General features: G+C 76.3%; 6 protein-coding genes. All 6 read left to right on the top strand.

The window, feature by feature from the left end:
- Positions 1-149: 149 nt before the first annotated feature.
- Entirely contained in the window at positions 150-12581 is a 12432-nt protein-coding gene (locus ACWGKU_RS14360; RefSeq protein WP_452191447.1) for an amino acid adenylation domain-containing protein, read from the top strand.
- A gap of 49 nt (positions 12582-12630) precedes the next feature.
- On the top strand, positions 12631-12834 hold the full coding sequence (locus ACWGKU_RS14355; protein ID WP_316528801.1) for an MbtH family protein: 204 nt from the start codon (positions 12631-12633) through the stop codon (positions 12832-12834).
- Positions 12835-12976: 142 nt separating this feature from the next.
- Complete coding sequence (locus tag ACWGKU_RS14350; protein ID WP_401052067.1) at positions 12977-13489, top strand: GNAT family N-acetyltransferase; 513 nt, start codon at positions 12977-12979, stop codon at positions 13487-13489.
- Positions 13490-14117: 628 nt separating this feature from the next.
- A complete protein-coding gene (locus ACWGKU_RS14345; protein ID WP_452177592.1) occupies positions 14118-15383 on the top strand; it encodes a molybdopterin-dependent oxidoreductase in 1266 nt (421 codons plus the stop codon).
- A 47-nt stretch (positions 15384-15430) separates the two neighbouring features.
- Positions 15431-15868: a hypothetical protein gene (locus ACWGKU_RS14340; RefSeq protein ID WP_401056425.1), complete on the top strand. Its 438-nt coding sequence runs from the start codon at positions 15431-15433 to the stop codon at positions 15866-15868.
- A 122-nt stretch (positions 15869-15990) separates the two neighbouring features.
- Positions 15991-16845, top strand: a complete 855-nt coding sequence (locus tag ACWGKU_RS14335; protein WP_452177566.1) for an S-methyl-5'-thioadenosine phosphorylase — start codon at positions 15991-15993, stop codon at positions 16843-16845.
- Positions 16846-16889 lie beyond the last annotated feature (44 nt).

Below are 16889 nucleotides of genomic sequence, written 5' to 3'. Positions count from 1 at the left end.
CCACCGTCGGCGTCCACGAGGACGCCGCCGGCACCCGCCGGCTGGTCGCCCACGTCGTCGGCGCGGACCCGCTGCGGCCCCCGGGCGCCGCCGAGCTGCGCGCCCACCTGGAACGGCTGCTGCCCGCCTACCTGGTACCCGCCGCCTACGTGCCGCTGGCCGCCCTGCCGCTCACCCCCAACGGCAAGCTCGACCGGCGCGCCCTGCCGGCGCCCGGACCGGACGGCTACGCCGCCGGCCGCGAGCGCACCGCCCCCCGCACCCCCGCCGAGCGGCTGGTCGCCCGGGCCTGGACGGAGGTCCTGGACGCCGGCCCGATCGGCGCCGAGGACGACTTCTTCGCCCTCGGCGGCGACTCCATCCTCGCCGTGCGGGTCACCGCCCGGCTGCGCGCCGCCTTCGGCTCCGCCGACCTCTCGCCCCGGCTGCTGTTCACCCACCCCGTGCTCGCCGACCTCGCCGAGGCGCTCGGCGAGCCGGGCCCGGGCGCCGCACGGACCGCCGTCCCGGCCGTCGTCCCCGCCGCCGACCCGGGCAGCGAACCGCCGCTCTCCTACGCCCAGCAGCGGCTCTGGTTCCTCGACCGCTTCGAGCCCGGCAGCACCGAGTACACCTCGCTGTCCGTGCTGCGGCTGCGCGGCACCCTCGACCGGGCCGCGCTCGGTGGCGCCCTGGACGCCCTGGTCGAGCGGCACGAGGCACTGCGGACCACCTACGCCGAACGGGACGGCCGGGCCCGGCAGGTGGTGCGCCCGCCCCACCCCGTCGAACTGCCCCGCGAGGACGTCCCGCCGGCCGACCTGGACGCCCGCCTGGAGCGGATCGCCGCCACCCCCTTCGACCTCGAAGCCGGCCCGGTGCTGCGCGCCCGCCTGCTGCGCACCGCCGCCGACGAGCACGTCCTCGCCCTGGCGGTGCACCACATCGCCACCGACGGCTGGTCGATGGGCGTGCTCGGCCGCGACCTCGGCGAGCTGTACGCCGCCGCCCTCGAAGGCCGCCGCCCGCGGCTGCCCGCGCCGCCCGTCCGGTACACCGACTACGCGGCCTGGCAGCGCACCCGCACCGCCGCCGCCGAGGCCGACCTCGACCACTGGCGCCGGGCCCTGGACGGCCTGGCCCCGCTGGAGCTGCCCACCGACCGGCCGCGCCCGGCGGTGCGCACCCGGGAGGGCGCGCTGGTCACCTTCACCCTGCCCGCCGGGCTGACCGCCCGGCTGCGCGAGCGCGGCCGGGAGGCCGACGGCACCCTCTACACCGTCCTGCTGGCCGCCTGCCAGGTGCTGCTGGCCCGCTGGTCCGGGCAGACGGACATCGCCGTCGGCACCGTCACCTCCGGCCGCGAACAGGGCGAACTCCACGACGTGGTCGGCATGTTCGTCAACACCCTGGTGCTGCGCGGCGACATCCGCCCCGAGCTGTCCTTCCACGAGCTGCTGACCGCCGCGCGGGCCACCGTCCTGGACGCCCTGGCCCACCAGGAGGTGCCCTTCGAACGGCTGGTGGACGTCCTCCAGCCGGAGCGCGACACCAGCCGCACCCCGCTGTTCCAGGTGATGGTGGCGCTGCACAACCTCGGCGCCGAGGCGCCCCGGCTGCCCGGCCTGACGGTGGAACCCCTCACCCCGCCCGTCCGCAACGCCACCTTCGACCTCTCCTTCGACTTCGCCGAGCACGACGGCGGCCTGACCGGCTACCTGGAGTACAGCACCGGGCTCTTCGACGCCCGCACCGCCCGGCAGCTCGCCGACCGGCTGACCATCCTGCTGGCGGCCGCCGCCGACGCGCCCGCGACGGCCGTCGGGGCGCTGCCGCTGATGACCGGGGAGGAGCGGGAGCAGGTGCTGCGGCAGGGGCGCGGCGAGCCGCTGCCCGGGCCCGACACCACCTTCACCGCCCTGTTCGAGGAGCAGGCCGCCCGCACCCCGGACGCCACCGCGCTGGTCGCCCGCGACGCCACCCTGGACTACGCCGCGCTCAACACCCGGGCCAACCGCCTCGCCCGCCACCTGGCCGCCCTCGGCGCCGGCCCGGAGCAGGTGGTCGCCGTCCGGCTGCCGCGCACCTCCGACCTGCTGGTGGCGCTGTTCGCGGTGCTCAAGGCCGGCGCCGTCCTCCAGTTCGTCGACCCGGACCTGCCCGAGGAGCGGGCCGCCCTGCTGCTCGACGACACCCGGCCGCACACGGTGCTGACCGAGCACACCCTGCGCGAGGTGCCGTGGGAGGCCCTGCCCGGCCACGACCTCACCGATGCCGAACGGACCGCCCCGCTGCTGCCCGGACACGCCGCCTACCTGATCCACACCTCCGGCTCCACCGGCCGCCCCAAGGGCGTGGTCGTCGAGCACCGCCAGCTGGTCAACCTCTGCCGCGACCACCGGGAGGGGATGCTCGCCCCGCACACCGCCGACGGCAGCCGGCTGAAGGTCGCCCTCAGCGCCTCCCTCTCCTTCGACACCAGCTGGGAGGGCCCGCTGCTGCTGGTCTCCGGCCAGGAACTCCACCTGATCGACGAGGACGTCCGGCTGGACCCGCAGGCCTTCCTCGCCCGGATCGTCGACCAGCGGCTCGACGTCGTCAACGTCACCCCCTCCCTGCTGCGCGAACTCACCGCCGCCGGACTGTTCGCCCCCGCCCCCCACCACCCCCGGCTGTTGCAGCTCGGCGGCGAGGCGATCCCCGCCGCCACCTGGCGGGACCTGTGCGCGGCCCAGGCCGAGTACGGCATCAGCACCTACAACCTGTACGGGCCCACCGAGTGCACCGTCGACGCCGCCTACGCCCGCTGCGCGGACCACCCCGGGCGCCCGGTGATCGGCCGGCCGGGCCGCGGCGTCACCGCCCACGTGCTCGACGGCGCGCTGCGCCCGGTGCCGCCCGGCATGCCCGGGGAGCTGTACCTGGCCGGGGAACAGGTCGCCCGCGGCTACCTGAACCGGCCCGGGCTGACCGCCGGCCGCTTCCTCGCCGACCCGTTCGGCGCCCCCGGCACCCGGATGTACCGCACCGGCGACCTGGCCCGCTGGGACGCCGAAGGACAGCTGGAGTTCCTCGGCCGGGCCGACGAGCAGGTCAAGATCCGCGGCTTCCGGATCGAGCCCGGCGAGGTGGAGGCCGCCCTGCTGACCCACCCCGACCTCGCCGACTGCGCCGTCGCCGCCCGCGAACAGGGCGGCCGGACCCTGCTGGTCGGCTACCCGGTGCCGGCCGGCGACCGGGTGCCGCCCGCCGAGGAACTGCGGGCCTGGCTGCGGCGTACCCTGCCCGACCACCTGGTGCCCACCGCGTTCGTCCCGCTGGCCCGCGTCCCGCGCACCGTCAGCGGCAAGACCGATCGGCGGGCCCTGCCCGCCCCGCCCGCCCAGCCGGACCGCACCACCCCGTACGTCGCCCCGCGCCCCGGCACCGAGCAGCGGCTCGCCGCGATCTGGGCCGAGGTGCTGGGCGTGGAGCGGGTCGGCGCCCGGGACAACTTCTTCGCCCTCGGCGGCGACTCCATCCTCAGCATCCAGATCGTCTCCCGGGCCCGCGCCGCCGGCCTCGCCCTCACCACCAAGGACGTCTTCCGCTACCAGAACGTCGCCGAGCTCGCCCTGTGCGCCGGTGAGTCGTCGGTACGGACGGAGGTGGACGAGGCCGAGCCCGCCGAGGCCCCGCTCACCCCGATCCAGCACGGGTACCTCGACGGCCGCCGGGCGGGCGAGGCGCTGCGCTTCACCATGACCCAGCGGCTGGCCCTGGCCCCGGGCACCGACCCGGCCGCCCTGCGGACCGCGGTGCTCGCCCTGGCGGAGCACCACCCGGCGCTGCGCACCCGCTTCCGCCGGGGCGGATCCGGCTGGCACCAGGAGGTCCTGGAGCAGGCACCGGACGGCGTCTTCACCCACCACCCGGCGACGGCGGAAGCGGAGGTGCAGCGCGCCGCCGACGAGGCGCAGCGCTCCCTCGACCCGGTCGAGGGCCGGATGCTGCGCGCCCTGTTCTTCGACGGCGGCGCCGACCAGGCCGGCCAGCTCGTCCTGACGATCCACCACCTGGCCGTCGACGGCGTCTCCTGGCGCATCCTGCTCGCCGACCTCGAAGCGGCCTACCGCGCCGCCCGCACCGGCGCACCCGTCCGGCTGCCGGAGCCGGGCACCTCCTACACCCGCTGGGCCGCCCGGCTGGAGCGGCACACCCGCTCCGGCGCCCTGGACGGCGACAGCGCGTACTGGACCCGTACCGGCCGGGCCCCGGCCGGGCTGCCCGAGGGGCGGCCCGGCCCCAACACCCACGGCACCGCCGCCACCGTCACCGTCACCCTGGACGAGCGGACCACCGAGGCGCTGCTGCGGCACGTCCCGGAGGTCTACCGCACCCAGGTCAACGACGTCCTGCTCAGCGCGCTGGGCCGCACCCTGGCCCGCTGGTGCGGCCGCGACTCCGTGCTGATCGGGGTGGAGGGCCACGGCCGCGAGGACCTCTTCGCCGACCAGGACCTCTCCCGGACGGTCGGCTGGTTCACCGCCGAGTTCCCGCTCGCCCTGCACGTCGACCCCGAGGCCGGCTGGCACGACACCCTGCGCTCGGTCAAGGAGCAGCTGCGCGCCGTCCCGCTGCGCGGACTCAGCCACGGCGCCCTGCGCCACCTGCACCCGTCCGCCCTGCCGGCCGACGCGGCCGCGCCGCTGATCGCCTTCAACTACCACGGCCAGTGGGACAGCCGCAGCGCCGCCGCCGACGGGCTGCTGCGCGGCTCGCTGCCCCCGGCCGGACGCGACACCGACCCCGACGAGCCCCGCCCCTACCTGCTGGACGTCATCGGGGCGGTCCAGGACGGCCGGCTCGAACTGGGCTGGACCTACCCCGCGGCCCGCTACGACGAGGCCACCGTCCGAGCCCTCGCCGAGCAGACCCTCCAGGCGCTGCGCGAGCTGGCCGAGCACTGCGCGAGCCCCGGCGCCGGCGGCCGCACCCCGTCCGACTTCCCGCTGGCCGGCCTCGACCAGGAGCGGCTGGACGCCCTGGTCGGCGACGGCCGCGACACCGAGGACGTGCTGCCGCTCACCCCCCTGCAGTCCGGCATGCTCTTCCACGGCCTGGTCGACGGGGACGGCGCCTACGTGGACCGGATCGCCGTACGGCTGGCCGGCGTCGCCGACCCGGCGGCCTTCGCCGCGGCCTGGCAGCAGGTCGCCGACCGCACCCCGGCGCTGCGCACCTCCGTGCACTGGCGCGGCCTGCCGCACCCCGTCCAGCTGGTCGCGCGCCGTGCCGCCCTGCCCGTCCGCCACCTGGACTGGCGCGCGCTGACGGCCGAACAGCGCGCCGGGGGGACCGAACGGCTGCTCGCCGAGGAGCGGGCCGCCGGGCTGGACCTGGGCACCGCGCCGCTCAGCCGGCTGGCCCTGGCCGCGCTGCCCGGCGAGGAGGTGCTGCTGCTCTGGTCCACCCACCACGTGATCCTGGACGGCTGGAGCACCGGACAGCTGCTCACCGAGGTGTGCGAGGAGTACGCCGCGCTCACCGGCGGACCGCAGGCGCCCCGCCCGGTCCGGCGCCCGTTCGCGGACTTCCTGGCCTGGCTGCGCGAGCAGGACGAACAGGCCGCCGAGGACCACTGGAGCGGCGCCCTGGCCGGGTTCACCGAACGGACCGCGCTGCCCTACGACCGCCGGCCCGCCGGAGCGCACCGGGCCCGGGCCACCGCCGCCGTCCACCGCGCCCTCGACGAGGCGCTCTCCGCCCGGCTGCGGGAGAACGCCGCCGCCGCCGGACTGACCGTCAACACCCTGGTCGAGGCAGCGTGGGCGCTGCTGCTGGCCCGCTACGGCGGCACCGCGGACGTCGTCTTCGGCACCACCGTCTCCGGGCGGCCGGCCGAACTGCCCGGCGTCGAGACGATGATCGGCCTGTTCATCAACACCGTGCCGGCCCGGGTCCGGCCGCCCGCGACCGGCGGCGTGCTGCCCTGGCTGCGGGACCTCCAGGACCGGCAGAGCGACGGCCGCCGCCACGACCACCTGGCGCTGCCCCGCGTCCAGGCGCTGAGCGAACTGCCCGCCGGGGAACCGCTGTTCGACAGCATGCTGGTGTTCGAGAACTACCCCGTCGACGAGTCGGCCGCGGACCGCACCGGCGTGCGGGTGGTCGAGGTGCGCGCCGACGACGCCACCACCTTCCCCTGGTGCCTGCGCGCCCACCTCAGCGGGCAGCTCGCCTTCGACCTGGCCTACGACCCCGCCCTGTTCGACGACGGCACCGTCCAGGACGCCGCCGACCGCCTCGCCCTGCTGCTGACCGCCCTCGCCGACGGCCTGGACGGCGACCTCGCCGCGCTGGACCCGCTCACCGCGGCCGACCGCGAACTGCTGGCCGCCTGGCACGCCACCGCCCGCCCGCCGGTGCCGCGCAGCCCGCTGGGGATCTTCGCCGAGCAGGCCCGCCGCACCCCCGACGCCCCCGCCGTGCGCGACGGCGAGCACGAACTGACGTACCGCGGGCTCGACGACTGGTCCGACCGGCTGGCCGCCCGGCTGCTCGCCGACGGCCTGGCCCCCGAGGACCGGGTGGCGCTGGCGATGGACCGCGGCACCGAACTCGTCGTCGCCCAACTGGCCGTCCTCAAGGCGGGCGGCGCCTACCTGCCCGTCGACCCGCGCGCCCCCGAGGAGCGCCGCCGGGCCCTGCTCGACCGGGCCGGCGCCGCCCACCGGCTGAGCGCCGAACAGGTCGCCGCCGCACGGACCGGTGAGGCGGCCCCGCACCTTCCGCCCGCCGACCCCGACCGGCTGGCGTACGTGATGTACACCTCCGGCTCCACCGGCGAACCCAAGGCCGTCGCCGTCCGGCACCGCGACGTGGCCTCGCTCGCCACCGACAGCCGCTTCACCGACGGCAGCTGCGCCCGGGTGCTGCTGCACTCGCCGGTCGCCTTCGACGCCGCCACCTTCGAGGTGTGGGCGCCGCTGCTGAACGGCGGCTGCGTGCTCGTCGCCCCCGCCGGCCCGGTGGACGCCGCACTGCTGCGCCGCCTCGCCGGACCGGACGGACCGACGGCGCTGTGGCTCACCGCCGGACTGTTCCGGCTGCTCGCCCAGGACGCGCCGGACTGCTTCACCGGCCTGCGGGCCCTGTGGACCGGCGGCGACGTGGTGCCCGCCGCCGCCGTGCGCCGCGTCCTGGCGGCCTGCCCCGGACTGACCGTCACGGACGGCTACGGACCCACCGAGACCACCACCTTCGCCACCGCCCACGCCCTCCCGGACGCCGCGGCCGTGCCCGACACCGTCCCGATCGGCCGCCCGCTGGACGACCGGCGGGTGCACGTCCTGGACGGCCGGCTGCGGCCCGTCCCGCCGGGCTGCGCGGGCGAGCTCTACCTGGCCGGCGAGGGCCTGGCCCGCGGCTACCTCGGCCGCCCCGGCGCCACCGCCGCCCGCTTCCTCGCCGACCCCTCCGGCCCGCCCGGCGCCCGGATGTACCGCACCGGGGACCTCGCCCGGCGCCGCCCCGACGGCACCGTCGAATTCCTCGGCCGCGCCGACGACCAGGTGAAGATCCGCGGCTTCCGGGTCGAGCCCGCCGAGGTGGAGGCCGCCCTCGCCGCCCACCCGAAGGTCACCGACGTCGCCGTGGTCGTCCGGGAGGACCGGCCCGGCGCCCGCCGGCTGGTCGCCTACCCGGTCGGCGCCGTCGACCCCGAGGAACTGCGGGCCTTCGCCGCCCGCGCCCTGCCCGACTACCTCGTCCCGGCCGCCGTCGTCCCGCTCCCCGCCCTCCCGCTGAGCCGCAACGGCAAGGTCGACCGCGCCGCCCTCCCGGCGCCCGAGGAGCGGCCCGGCCACGGGCGCCGCGCCCGCGTCGAACCGCGCACCGCCGCCGAACACCGCACCGCCGAGGTCTTCGCCGAGGTCCTCGGCATCCGCCCGCCCGGCACGGACGAGGACTTCTTCGCCCTGGGCGGCGACTCCATCCTCAGCATCCGGCTCGCCGCCCGCCTCGCCGAGGCCTTCGGCGCCGACCTCGGCCCCCGCGCGGTCTTCGACCACCCCACCCCGGCCGGCCTGGCCCGGCTGCTCACCGAGGCGTCCGGCACCCCGGCCCGCCCGCCCGTCGTCCCGGTGCCCCGCACGGGCGCGGCCCCGATGTCCCACGCTCAGCAACGCCTCTGGTTCCTGGAGGAGTTCACCCCCGGCGTCGCCGAGAACGTCGCGCTCGCGCTGCGGCTGCGCGGCACCCTCGACCCCGGCGCCCTCGGCGCGGCCCTGGACGCCCTGACGGCCCGGCACGAGTCGCTGCGCACCACCTTCGACAGCGTCGACGGCCACGGCGTCCAACTGGTCAACCCGCCGCACGTCGTACCGCTGCCACGGCACGACCTCTCCGGCCGGCCCGCCGGCGAACGGCCGCAGGCCCTGCGCGACCTGCTCGCCGCCGAACGCGCCCGGCCCTTCGACCTGCGCCGCGGACCCCTGCTGCGCGCCACCCTGGTCCGGCTGGCCGACCACGACCACGTGCTGGCGCTGACCCTGCACCACATGGTCACCGACGGCTGGTCCAGCGGCGTGCTGCTCAGCGACCTGGCCCACCTCTACCGTGCCGAACTCGACTCCGCGGAAACCGAGTTGGCGCCACTGCCGGTGCAGTACGCCGACTACGCCCACTGGCAGCGCACCGAAGGGGCCCCCAGCGGGGAACAGCTCGCCTACTGGAAGCGCCAACTGGCCGGAGTGGTACCGCCGAGGCTGCCCACCGACCGGCCCCGGCCCGCGGTGCGCGCCGCGAACGCCGCCAATGCCGCCACCGTCCGCCTGGAACTGCCCGCCGACACCGCCCGCCGGCTGGCCGAGGTCGGCCGGGAGCGCGGCGCCACGCTGTTCACCACCCTGGTCGCCGCCTCCCAGGCCTACCTGGCCCGGCTCTGCGGGGACACCGACATCACCGTCGGTACGATCACCTCCGGCCGGCACCGGCCCGAGATCCAGCAGCTGGTCGGATTCTTCGTCAACACCCTGGTGCTGCGCTCCCGGGTGGAACCCGGCCAGTCCTTCGACGCCCTCCTCGGCGAGGTGCGGCAGACCGTCCTCGACGCCTTCGCCCACCAGGACGTGCCCTTCGAGAAGGTGGTCGACGAGGTCCAGCCGGTGCGCGACACCAGCCGCAGCCCGCTCTTCCAGGTCCACGTGGTGCTCCAGAACGCGCCGTCCGCCGAACTCGACCTGCCGGGCCTCGACGTGACCGGCATCGAGCCCGACGCCGTACGGACGGCCTTCGAGCTGGTGCTGGAGTTCGTCGAGACCGGGAGCGGCGCGCTGCACGGCCTGCTCACCTACAACACCGACCTGTTCGACCCGGCCACCGTCGAGCGGATGGCCGGCCAGCTCGCCACCCTGCTGACGGCCGTCGCCCAGGACCCGGCCCGCGCCGTCGGCGCGCTGCCGCTGGCCGGACCGGACACGCCGCCCGCCGAGGCCGGCGGCACCTTCCGCCCGGTGCCCGAGGCCACCTTGCCCGAGCTGTTCGAGCGCCGGGTCGCCGCCACCCCCGACGCACCCGCCCTGCTCGACGGCGAGCGCGAACTCAGCTACGCCGAACTGGACCGGGCCGCCAACCGGCTGGCCCACCAGCTGATCGGGCGCGGCGTCGGGCCCGAGCGGCTGGTCGCCCTCGCCCTGCCCCGCTCGGCGGCCATGGTGGTCGCCCAGCTCGCCGTCGCCAAGGCCGGCGGTGCCTTCCTCCCGGTCGACCCGGACTACCCGGCGCCCCGGCGCGCGTTCATGGTCCGCGACGCCGCCGCCCACCTGGTGCTCGACGACCCGGCCGGGGTCTGGACCGCCGAAGGCCCGGACACCGCACCCACCGACGCCGACCGCAGCACCGCCCTCACCCCCGCCCACCCGGCCTACGTCATCTACACCTCCGGCTCCACCGGCACTCCCAAGGGCGTCCTGGTGACCCACGCCGGCCTCGCCGTCTTCGCGGCGGCCGCCGCCGAGCAGTACGCCGTCGGCCCCGGCGACCGGGTGCTCCAGTTCGCCTCGCCCAGCTTCGACGCCTCCGTGCTGGAACTGTGCATCTCCCTGCTCTCCGGGGCCGCCCTGGTCACCGGCGAGGAGGGGCCGCTGGTCGGCGAGCGGCTCGCCGAGGCCCTCGGCGCCCGCCGGATCAGCCACACCCTGATCCCCCCGGCGGCCCTGGCCACCGTGGAACCCGCAACCGCCGCCGCCCTGCCCGACCTGCGCACCCTGGTGGTCGGCGCCGAGGCCTGCCCGGCCGACCTGGTCGACACCTGGGCCCCCGGCCGACGGATGATCAACTCCTACGGCCCCACCGAGGCCACCGTCGTCGCCAGCTGGACCGGCCCGCTCACCGCCGGCACCGGCACCCCCGCGATCGGCCGGCCCAGCGGCGCCACCCGCGCGTACGTCCTGGACACCGCCCTGCGGCCGGTGCCGCCCGGCGTCACCGGGGAGCTCCACCTGGCCGGCCCCGGCCTCGCCCGCGGCTACCTCGGCCGCCCCGGCCTCACCGCCCAGCGCTTCCTGCCCGACCCGTACGGCGCCCCCGGTGACCGGATGTACCGCACCGGGGACCTCGCCCGCCGCGACGCCGACGGCCAACTCCGGTTCGCCGGCCGCGCCGACGAACAGATCAAGCTGCGCGGCTTCCGCATCGAACCCGGGGAGATCGAGAGCGCCCTGCGCCGCAGCCCCCTGGTGCGCGACGCCGTCGTCACCGTCCGCGCCGACGGCCCCGGCGGCGGACGGCTCGTCGGCTACGTCGTCCCGACCGACGCCACCACCGGCGCGTCCGCCCTCGAACTCCGCCTCCACCTGGCCGAAACCCTGCCGCCCCACCTGGTCCCCGCGGCCTTCGTCCCGCTGGCCGCCCTGCCGCTCACCCCCAACGGCAAGCTCGACCGCCGGGCCCTGCCCGACCCCGGGCCCGCCCACGCCACCGCCGGCCCGGGCCGGGCGCCGGAGACCGACCTCGAACGACGGATCGCCCGGATCTGGGCCGACGTCCTCGGCCTCGACGAGGTCGGCGCCGACGACAACTTCTTCCTGCTCGGCGGCGACTCCATCCTCAGCATGCAGGTGGTGTCCCGGCTGCGCCGCGACGGCCTCCACCTGGCCACCCGGGACCTGTTCAGCCACCAGACCGTGGCCGAACTCGCCACCGTCGTGCGCACCACCACCGAACGCGCGGACGACGGCCCGGTGACCGGCGACCTGCCGCTCACCCCCATCCAGGAGTGGTTCCTGACCACCCCGCGCGCCGCCCACCACCACTTCAACCAGTCCACCCTGCTCGAACTCGGCGCCGACCCCGACCCGACGGCACTGCGCGCAGCCCTCGACGCCCTGCTGGAACACCACGACGCGCTGCGCATGCGCTTCACCCGCGACGAGGCCGGCTGGCACCAGTTCAACCCGCCGCCCGCCCCCGCCGAGGACCTCCTGATCCGCTACGACCTGACCGGGCAGAGCGCCGAGGCCGCCGACGCGGCCATGGCCAAGGCCGCCGACGAGCTCCACGCCGGCTTCGACCTGGCCCGAGGCCCGCTGCTGCGCGCCGCCCTGTTCACCGGCCACCCGGAGCACCCCGCCCTGCTGCTCCTGGTCGCCCACCACCTGGTCGTCGACGCCGTCTCCTGGCGGGTGCTGCGCGACGACCTGGAGAGCGCCCACCGGCAGGCCGTCCGCGGCGGGGCGATCACCCTGGGGGAGCGCGGCACCTCCTTCCGGGACTGGGCGCACCGGCTCGCCGGCCATGTCGCCGAGGGCGGCCTGGACCACGAACTCCCGTACTGGGAGGAGGCGGTGAGCGCCCGGACGGCCCTGCCCGGCGGCCCGGCCGACCCCGGCGGCGCCGCGAGTGATGACACCGCCGCCGACGATGTCGCGAGCGCGGCGGTCACCGTCGAACTCGACGAGGCGGACACCGAGGCACTGCTGCGCGCCGCTCCCGCCGCCTACCGCACCCGGGTCAACGACGTGCTGCTCGCCGCGCTCGCCCTCGCCCTGGCCCGCTGGAGCGGACAGCAGCGGATCGCCCTGGACCTGGAAGGACACGGCCGGGAGGACCTGCTGGAGGGCGTCGACCTGTCCCGCACGGTCGGCTGGTTCACCACCGTCCACCCCGTCACCTTCCACGTCCCCGACCCCGACCGGCCCGATCCGGACCGCGACTGGCGCGCCCTGGTGAAGTCCGTGCGCCGGCAGCTGCGCGCGGTGCCCGGCAACGGCCTGGGCTTCGGCGCCCTGCGCACCTTCGGCACCCCCGAGATCCGCGAGCGCCTCGCCGCCGGCGGGCACGGACAGGTCGTCTTCAACTACCTCGGCCAGTGGGACGCCCGGCCCGAGACCGCCGGCGACGGCCTGGTCCGCGCCGAACTCGGCTCCTTCGGCCAGGACCACGACCCCCGGGACGGCGGCTCCCACCCGCTGGAGGTGGTCGGCGCGACCCAGCACGGACGCCTCGCCTTCACCTGGCACCACCGGCCCGCCGTGCACGACACCGGGTCCGTCCGCCGGGCGGCCGAGGACTTCGCCGCCGCCCTGCGGCAGATCGCCCGGCACGCCCGGGAAAGCCACTGACCGTACACCACCACTGACACCCGTTCGTCCGACGACAGAGGAGCCCGACATGGACGAGAACACCCGCTACCAGGTGCTGCGCAACGACGAGGAGCAGTACTCCCTCTGGCCCGCCGACCTCGACGTACCGGCCGGCTGGCAGCCCGTCGGCACCGAGGGCACCGAGGCCGAGTGCACCGCCTACGTCGACGAGGTGTGGACCGACATGCGCCCGAAGAGCCTGCGCGAGCGCATGGAGAACGCCGGAGCCTGACCGGCCGCACGGACGGGGCCGCCGGCCGCGCCGCGCCGACCGGCCCCGTCCCGGCCGCCGCACCACCCCACCACCGCGCCACCGCGCCACTGAACGACCGCACCACCGAGCCGCCGCACCACCACGACCCGAGGAGAGCACCATGACCCCTCCGCTGCGCACCGAGCACCTGGATTTCATCCCCTACCGGCCCGAGGACGAGGACGCCTTCGTCTCCCTGCTGCGCAACGCGGACGTGTGCCGCTGGATGGGCCAGGACCTCGTGCCCGAGCCGGACATCCGGACGCTGTTCCGCGCGATCCTGGCCGACGTCTACCCGCAGAACCTCTTCGACGTCTGGGGCCTGTGGCTGGACGGGGCGTACGCGGGCCACGCCGAGGTCAAGCGCACCGGGAACGTCGACGGCCACGAGCTGGTCACCGCGCTGGCCCCGGAGTTCTGGGGCCGGGGCCTGGGCGGCGAGGTGGTGCGCGGCCTGATCCGCTACGCCGGGGACGAGCTGGGGCTCAAGGAGGTCTACGGCATGGTCGGCGCCGAGAACACCCCGAGCCTGACGATGTGCCACCGGCTCGGCTTCCGGCACCTGCGGGACGTCGTCGGCGACGACGGCTCGGTGACGAAGCTGGTGGCCGTCTCCACCACCGACCCGGCCTGACCCCGGCCGGGCCCGACCCCTGTCCCGTCCGGAGCAGCGGACCGGCCCCTCCGCCGGTCCGCCCCGCCCGTCGTCCGTGAAGGCGCACACCGTGCCCGGGACGGACCGCGTCCGCGGAACCGCCGAGTACCTGCCGGTCCCACCCGACCGGTCGGGACCGGCCGGTGCACGGCGCCGCCACACCGGTCCCGCGTACCGGGCCGGCTGCCCCCGCCACACCGGTACTCGGGACCGCGGCGGGGACGGGATACCTCCGCACGGGTGATGTTGCCGCCCTGCGTGTCCGGCCTTGCGGTGAAGTCGGTGCGCTGCTGGTTTGCTGTCCGGCGGGGTTCCGACGGCGCGGCTCTCGTTCCGGCGGCCCAGGCCGGGCGCGGTCGCCGTTGCTCCTCACTGCGGGAGGCCGGTGGGCCCGCCCGTTCACGGACGGTTCCGGAGCTGGAGGTGACGGGTGGTCGGGGCCCGACAGGGGGGCGGATCGCCCGGGGAGGGCCCCGCGCGGGGCCGGGGCGGTACAAGGGTGCGGGATCTGCCCGGGCGCGGTGCCAGGAGGCTGCGCGGGGCGGCCCGAACCGTCGGCCGGTCCCTCGCCGCGGCCGGCGCGGCCCTCGCCGCCCGGGCCGGTCGGATGCCCCCTCCGCCCGGCCCGTTCCGCCGGGGGTTCTGGCGCAGCCCGATCCGCGGGCCGTGGCTCACCTCCGTGTTCGGGTTCGTCCTGCTCGCCGGGATCCCGGTGCTGTTCGTGACCGGGGCGCTGTCCTACGCCGCGTACAACCCCGGCCTCGGCCGGCTCAACGACCAGACCCCGGACAAGGGGCTGCTGGGCTTCTACCTCTTCGACTGGCCCACCGATCCGCCGTGGCTGTACCGGCTCACCCAAGGCGTGCACGTGACGCTCGGCGTCGTGCTGGTTCCGGTGCTGCTGGCCAAGCTGTGGTCGGTGATCCCGAAGCTCTTCACCTGGCCGCCCGTCCGCAGCGCCGCGAACGCGCTGGAGCGGCTGTCGCTGCTGATGCTCGTCGGCGGTGCCGTGTTCGAGTTCGTGACCGGGATCCTCAACATCCAGCTGCACTACGTCTTTCCGGGATCCTTCTACCCGCTGCACTTCTACGGTGCGTGGGTGTTCATCGCCGCCTTCGCCGTCCACGTGGTCCTCAAGCTGGGCAGCGCGAGCCGGGCTCTGCGGTCGCGTCCGCTGCTGGCGGAGCTGCGGACCGGGCTCGCGGCGACCAGGCCGGAACCCTCCGACGGCGGGGGCCTGCCGGCGGCCTCGCCGGCCGTACCGACGACCTCCCGGCGCGGTGCGCTCGCCCTGGTGGGAGGCGGCTCGCTCGCCCTGTTCGCGGTGACGGCCGGGCAGAGCCTGGGCGGCAGCCTCCGCGCGACCGCACTCCTGGCGCCGCACAACCGGGCCCCCGAGCAGGGCCCGAACGGCTTCCAGATCAACAAGACCGCCGCCGCCGTCGGGATCACCCCGCAGCTCGTCGGGCCCGGCTGGCGCCTCGAACTGCACGGCACCGCGGAGCCGTTGGTCCTCACCCGCGAGCAGCTGCTGGCCATGCCGCAGCGGTCGGCCCGGCTGCCGATCGCCTGCGTGGAGGGCTGGTCCACCGAGGACCAGCTGTGGAGCGGACTGCGGCTGGCCGACCTGGCGGCCCTGGCCGGCCTGCCCGGTGCGGCCGAGGTGCTGGTGGAGTCGGTCCAACCACCCGGCCCCTACACCTCGGTGCTGCTGCGGGGCAACCAGATCCGCGACCCCCGGTCCCTCCTGGCCCTGCACGTCAACGGAGCCGACCTGTCGCTCGACCACGGCTTCCCGGCCCGGATCATCGTCCCCGCCAACCCCGGTGTGAACAACACCAAGTGGGTCGGCCGACTCACCTTCAGGACGTGACCGTGGCCCGACCCGCCCGCCTCACCCGCTGGTACGGCGCAGGGCCGATGCACCTGCTCGTGCTGCTCGCCTCGTTCGCGCTCACCGGTTACGCCGCCGAGCGGCTGGTGTCCGACCGGGCCCTCGCGGTGGTGCTCTGGTTCGTCGGCGGGGCCCTCGCCCACGACCTGGTCCTGCTGCCGCTCTACTCGCTCGCCGACCTCTCCGCCCGGTCCGTCCTGCGCCACCGCCACGAGCGGGCTCCGACCGTCGAGTGGATCAACTACCTGCGGGCACCGGTCGTCCTGTCCGGCCTCCTGCTGCTCGTCTGGTTCCCCCTCGTCCTGAACCTGTCCGAGCCGTACCCGGGGGCCACCGGGCTGTCGGAGGAGGTCTACCTCGGCCGGTGGCTCGCCGTCAGCGGAGTCCTGTTCGGCGCGGCGGCCGTCGCCCTCGCGCTGAAGCTCCGCCGCGTCGGCCGATCCCGGCGGTCCACGCCCGGGTGAGCGGCGGGCCGGCCCGCACCGGCGGTGCGGGGTTCGTGAACCGTAAGACCGGATTTCGAGACCCGAGGCCCGCTGGTTCCCGCAGCGGCCGGAACGGTCTCGCCGAGAGAGAGGTGGAACACATGAGGGTACGTGGGGATGCGCCGCGGGCCGAGGTCGGTGTGATCGGCGGCTCGGGCCTGTACGCGCTGCTGGACGAGGTGACCGAGGTGCGGGTCGACACGCCGTACGGGCCACCGAGCGACGCGCTGTTCCTGGGCGAGGTGGCCGGTCGCCGGGTCGCCTTCCTGCCCCGGCACGGGCGCGGGCACAGGCTGTCGCCGCACCGGATCGACTACCGGGCCAACCTCTGGGCGCTGCACGCGCTGGGGGTGCGGCAGGTGTTCGGGCCGTGCGCGGTGGGCGGGCTGCGGCCGGAGTACGGGCCCGGCACGCTGCTGGTGCCGGACCAGTTCGTGGACCGGACCTCGGGCCGGGTGCAGACCTACTACGACGGGCAGCCGCTGCCGGACGGCTCCGTCCCCGAGGTGGTGCACGTGCCGATGGCCGACCCGTACTGCCCGGCGGGGCGGCGGGCGGCCCTGGACGCCGCCGCCGCGGCGGCCTGGGGGCCGGTGGACGGCGGCACCCTGGTGGTGGTCGAGGGGCCACGCTTCTCGACCCGCGCCGAGTCCCGCTGGTTCTCCGCGAACGGCTGGTCGGTGGTCGGCATGACCGGGCACCCGGAGGCCGCGCTGGCGCGTGAACTCGGACTCTGCTACAGCACGTTGGCGCTCGTCACCGACCACGACGCGGGCGTCGAGGCAGGTGAGGGCGTCACCCAGGCCGAGGTGCTGAAGGTCTTCGCGGGCAATGTCGACCGGCTGCGCACGGTGCTGTTCAAGGCGATCGAGCTGCTGCCCGTCGACCGGGACTGCGTCTGCTCGCACGCCCTGGACGGTCTCACCACCGGTCTCGCGGGCGTCCCCGGAGCCTGACCGGGCCGCAGCGGCGGCGCCGCCGGTCCTCGGGGACGGGGCAC

This window comes from Kitasatospora sp. NPDC054768 (genome assembly GCF_053612025.1).
Note: the sequence above shows the minus strand (reverse complement) of the source record. Positions and strands in the feature narration are given on the sequence as shown.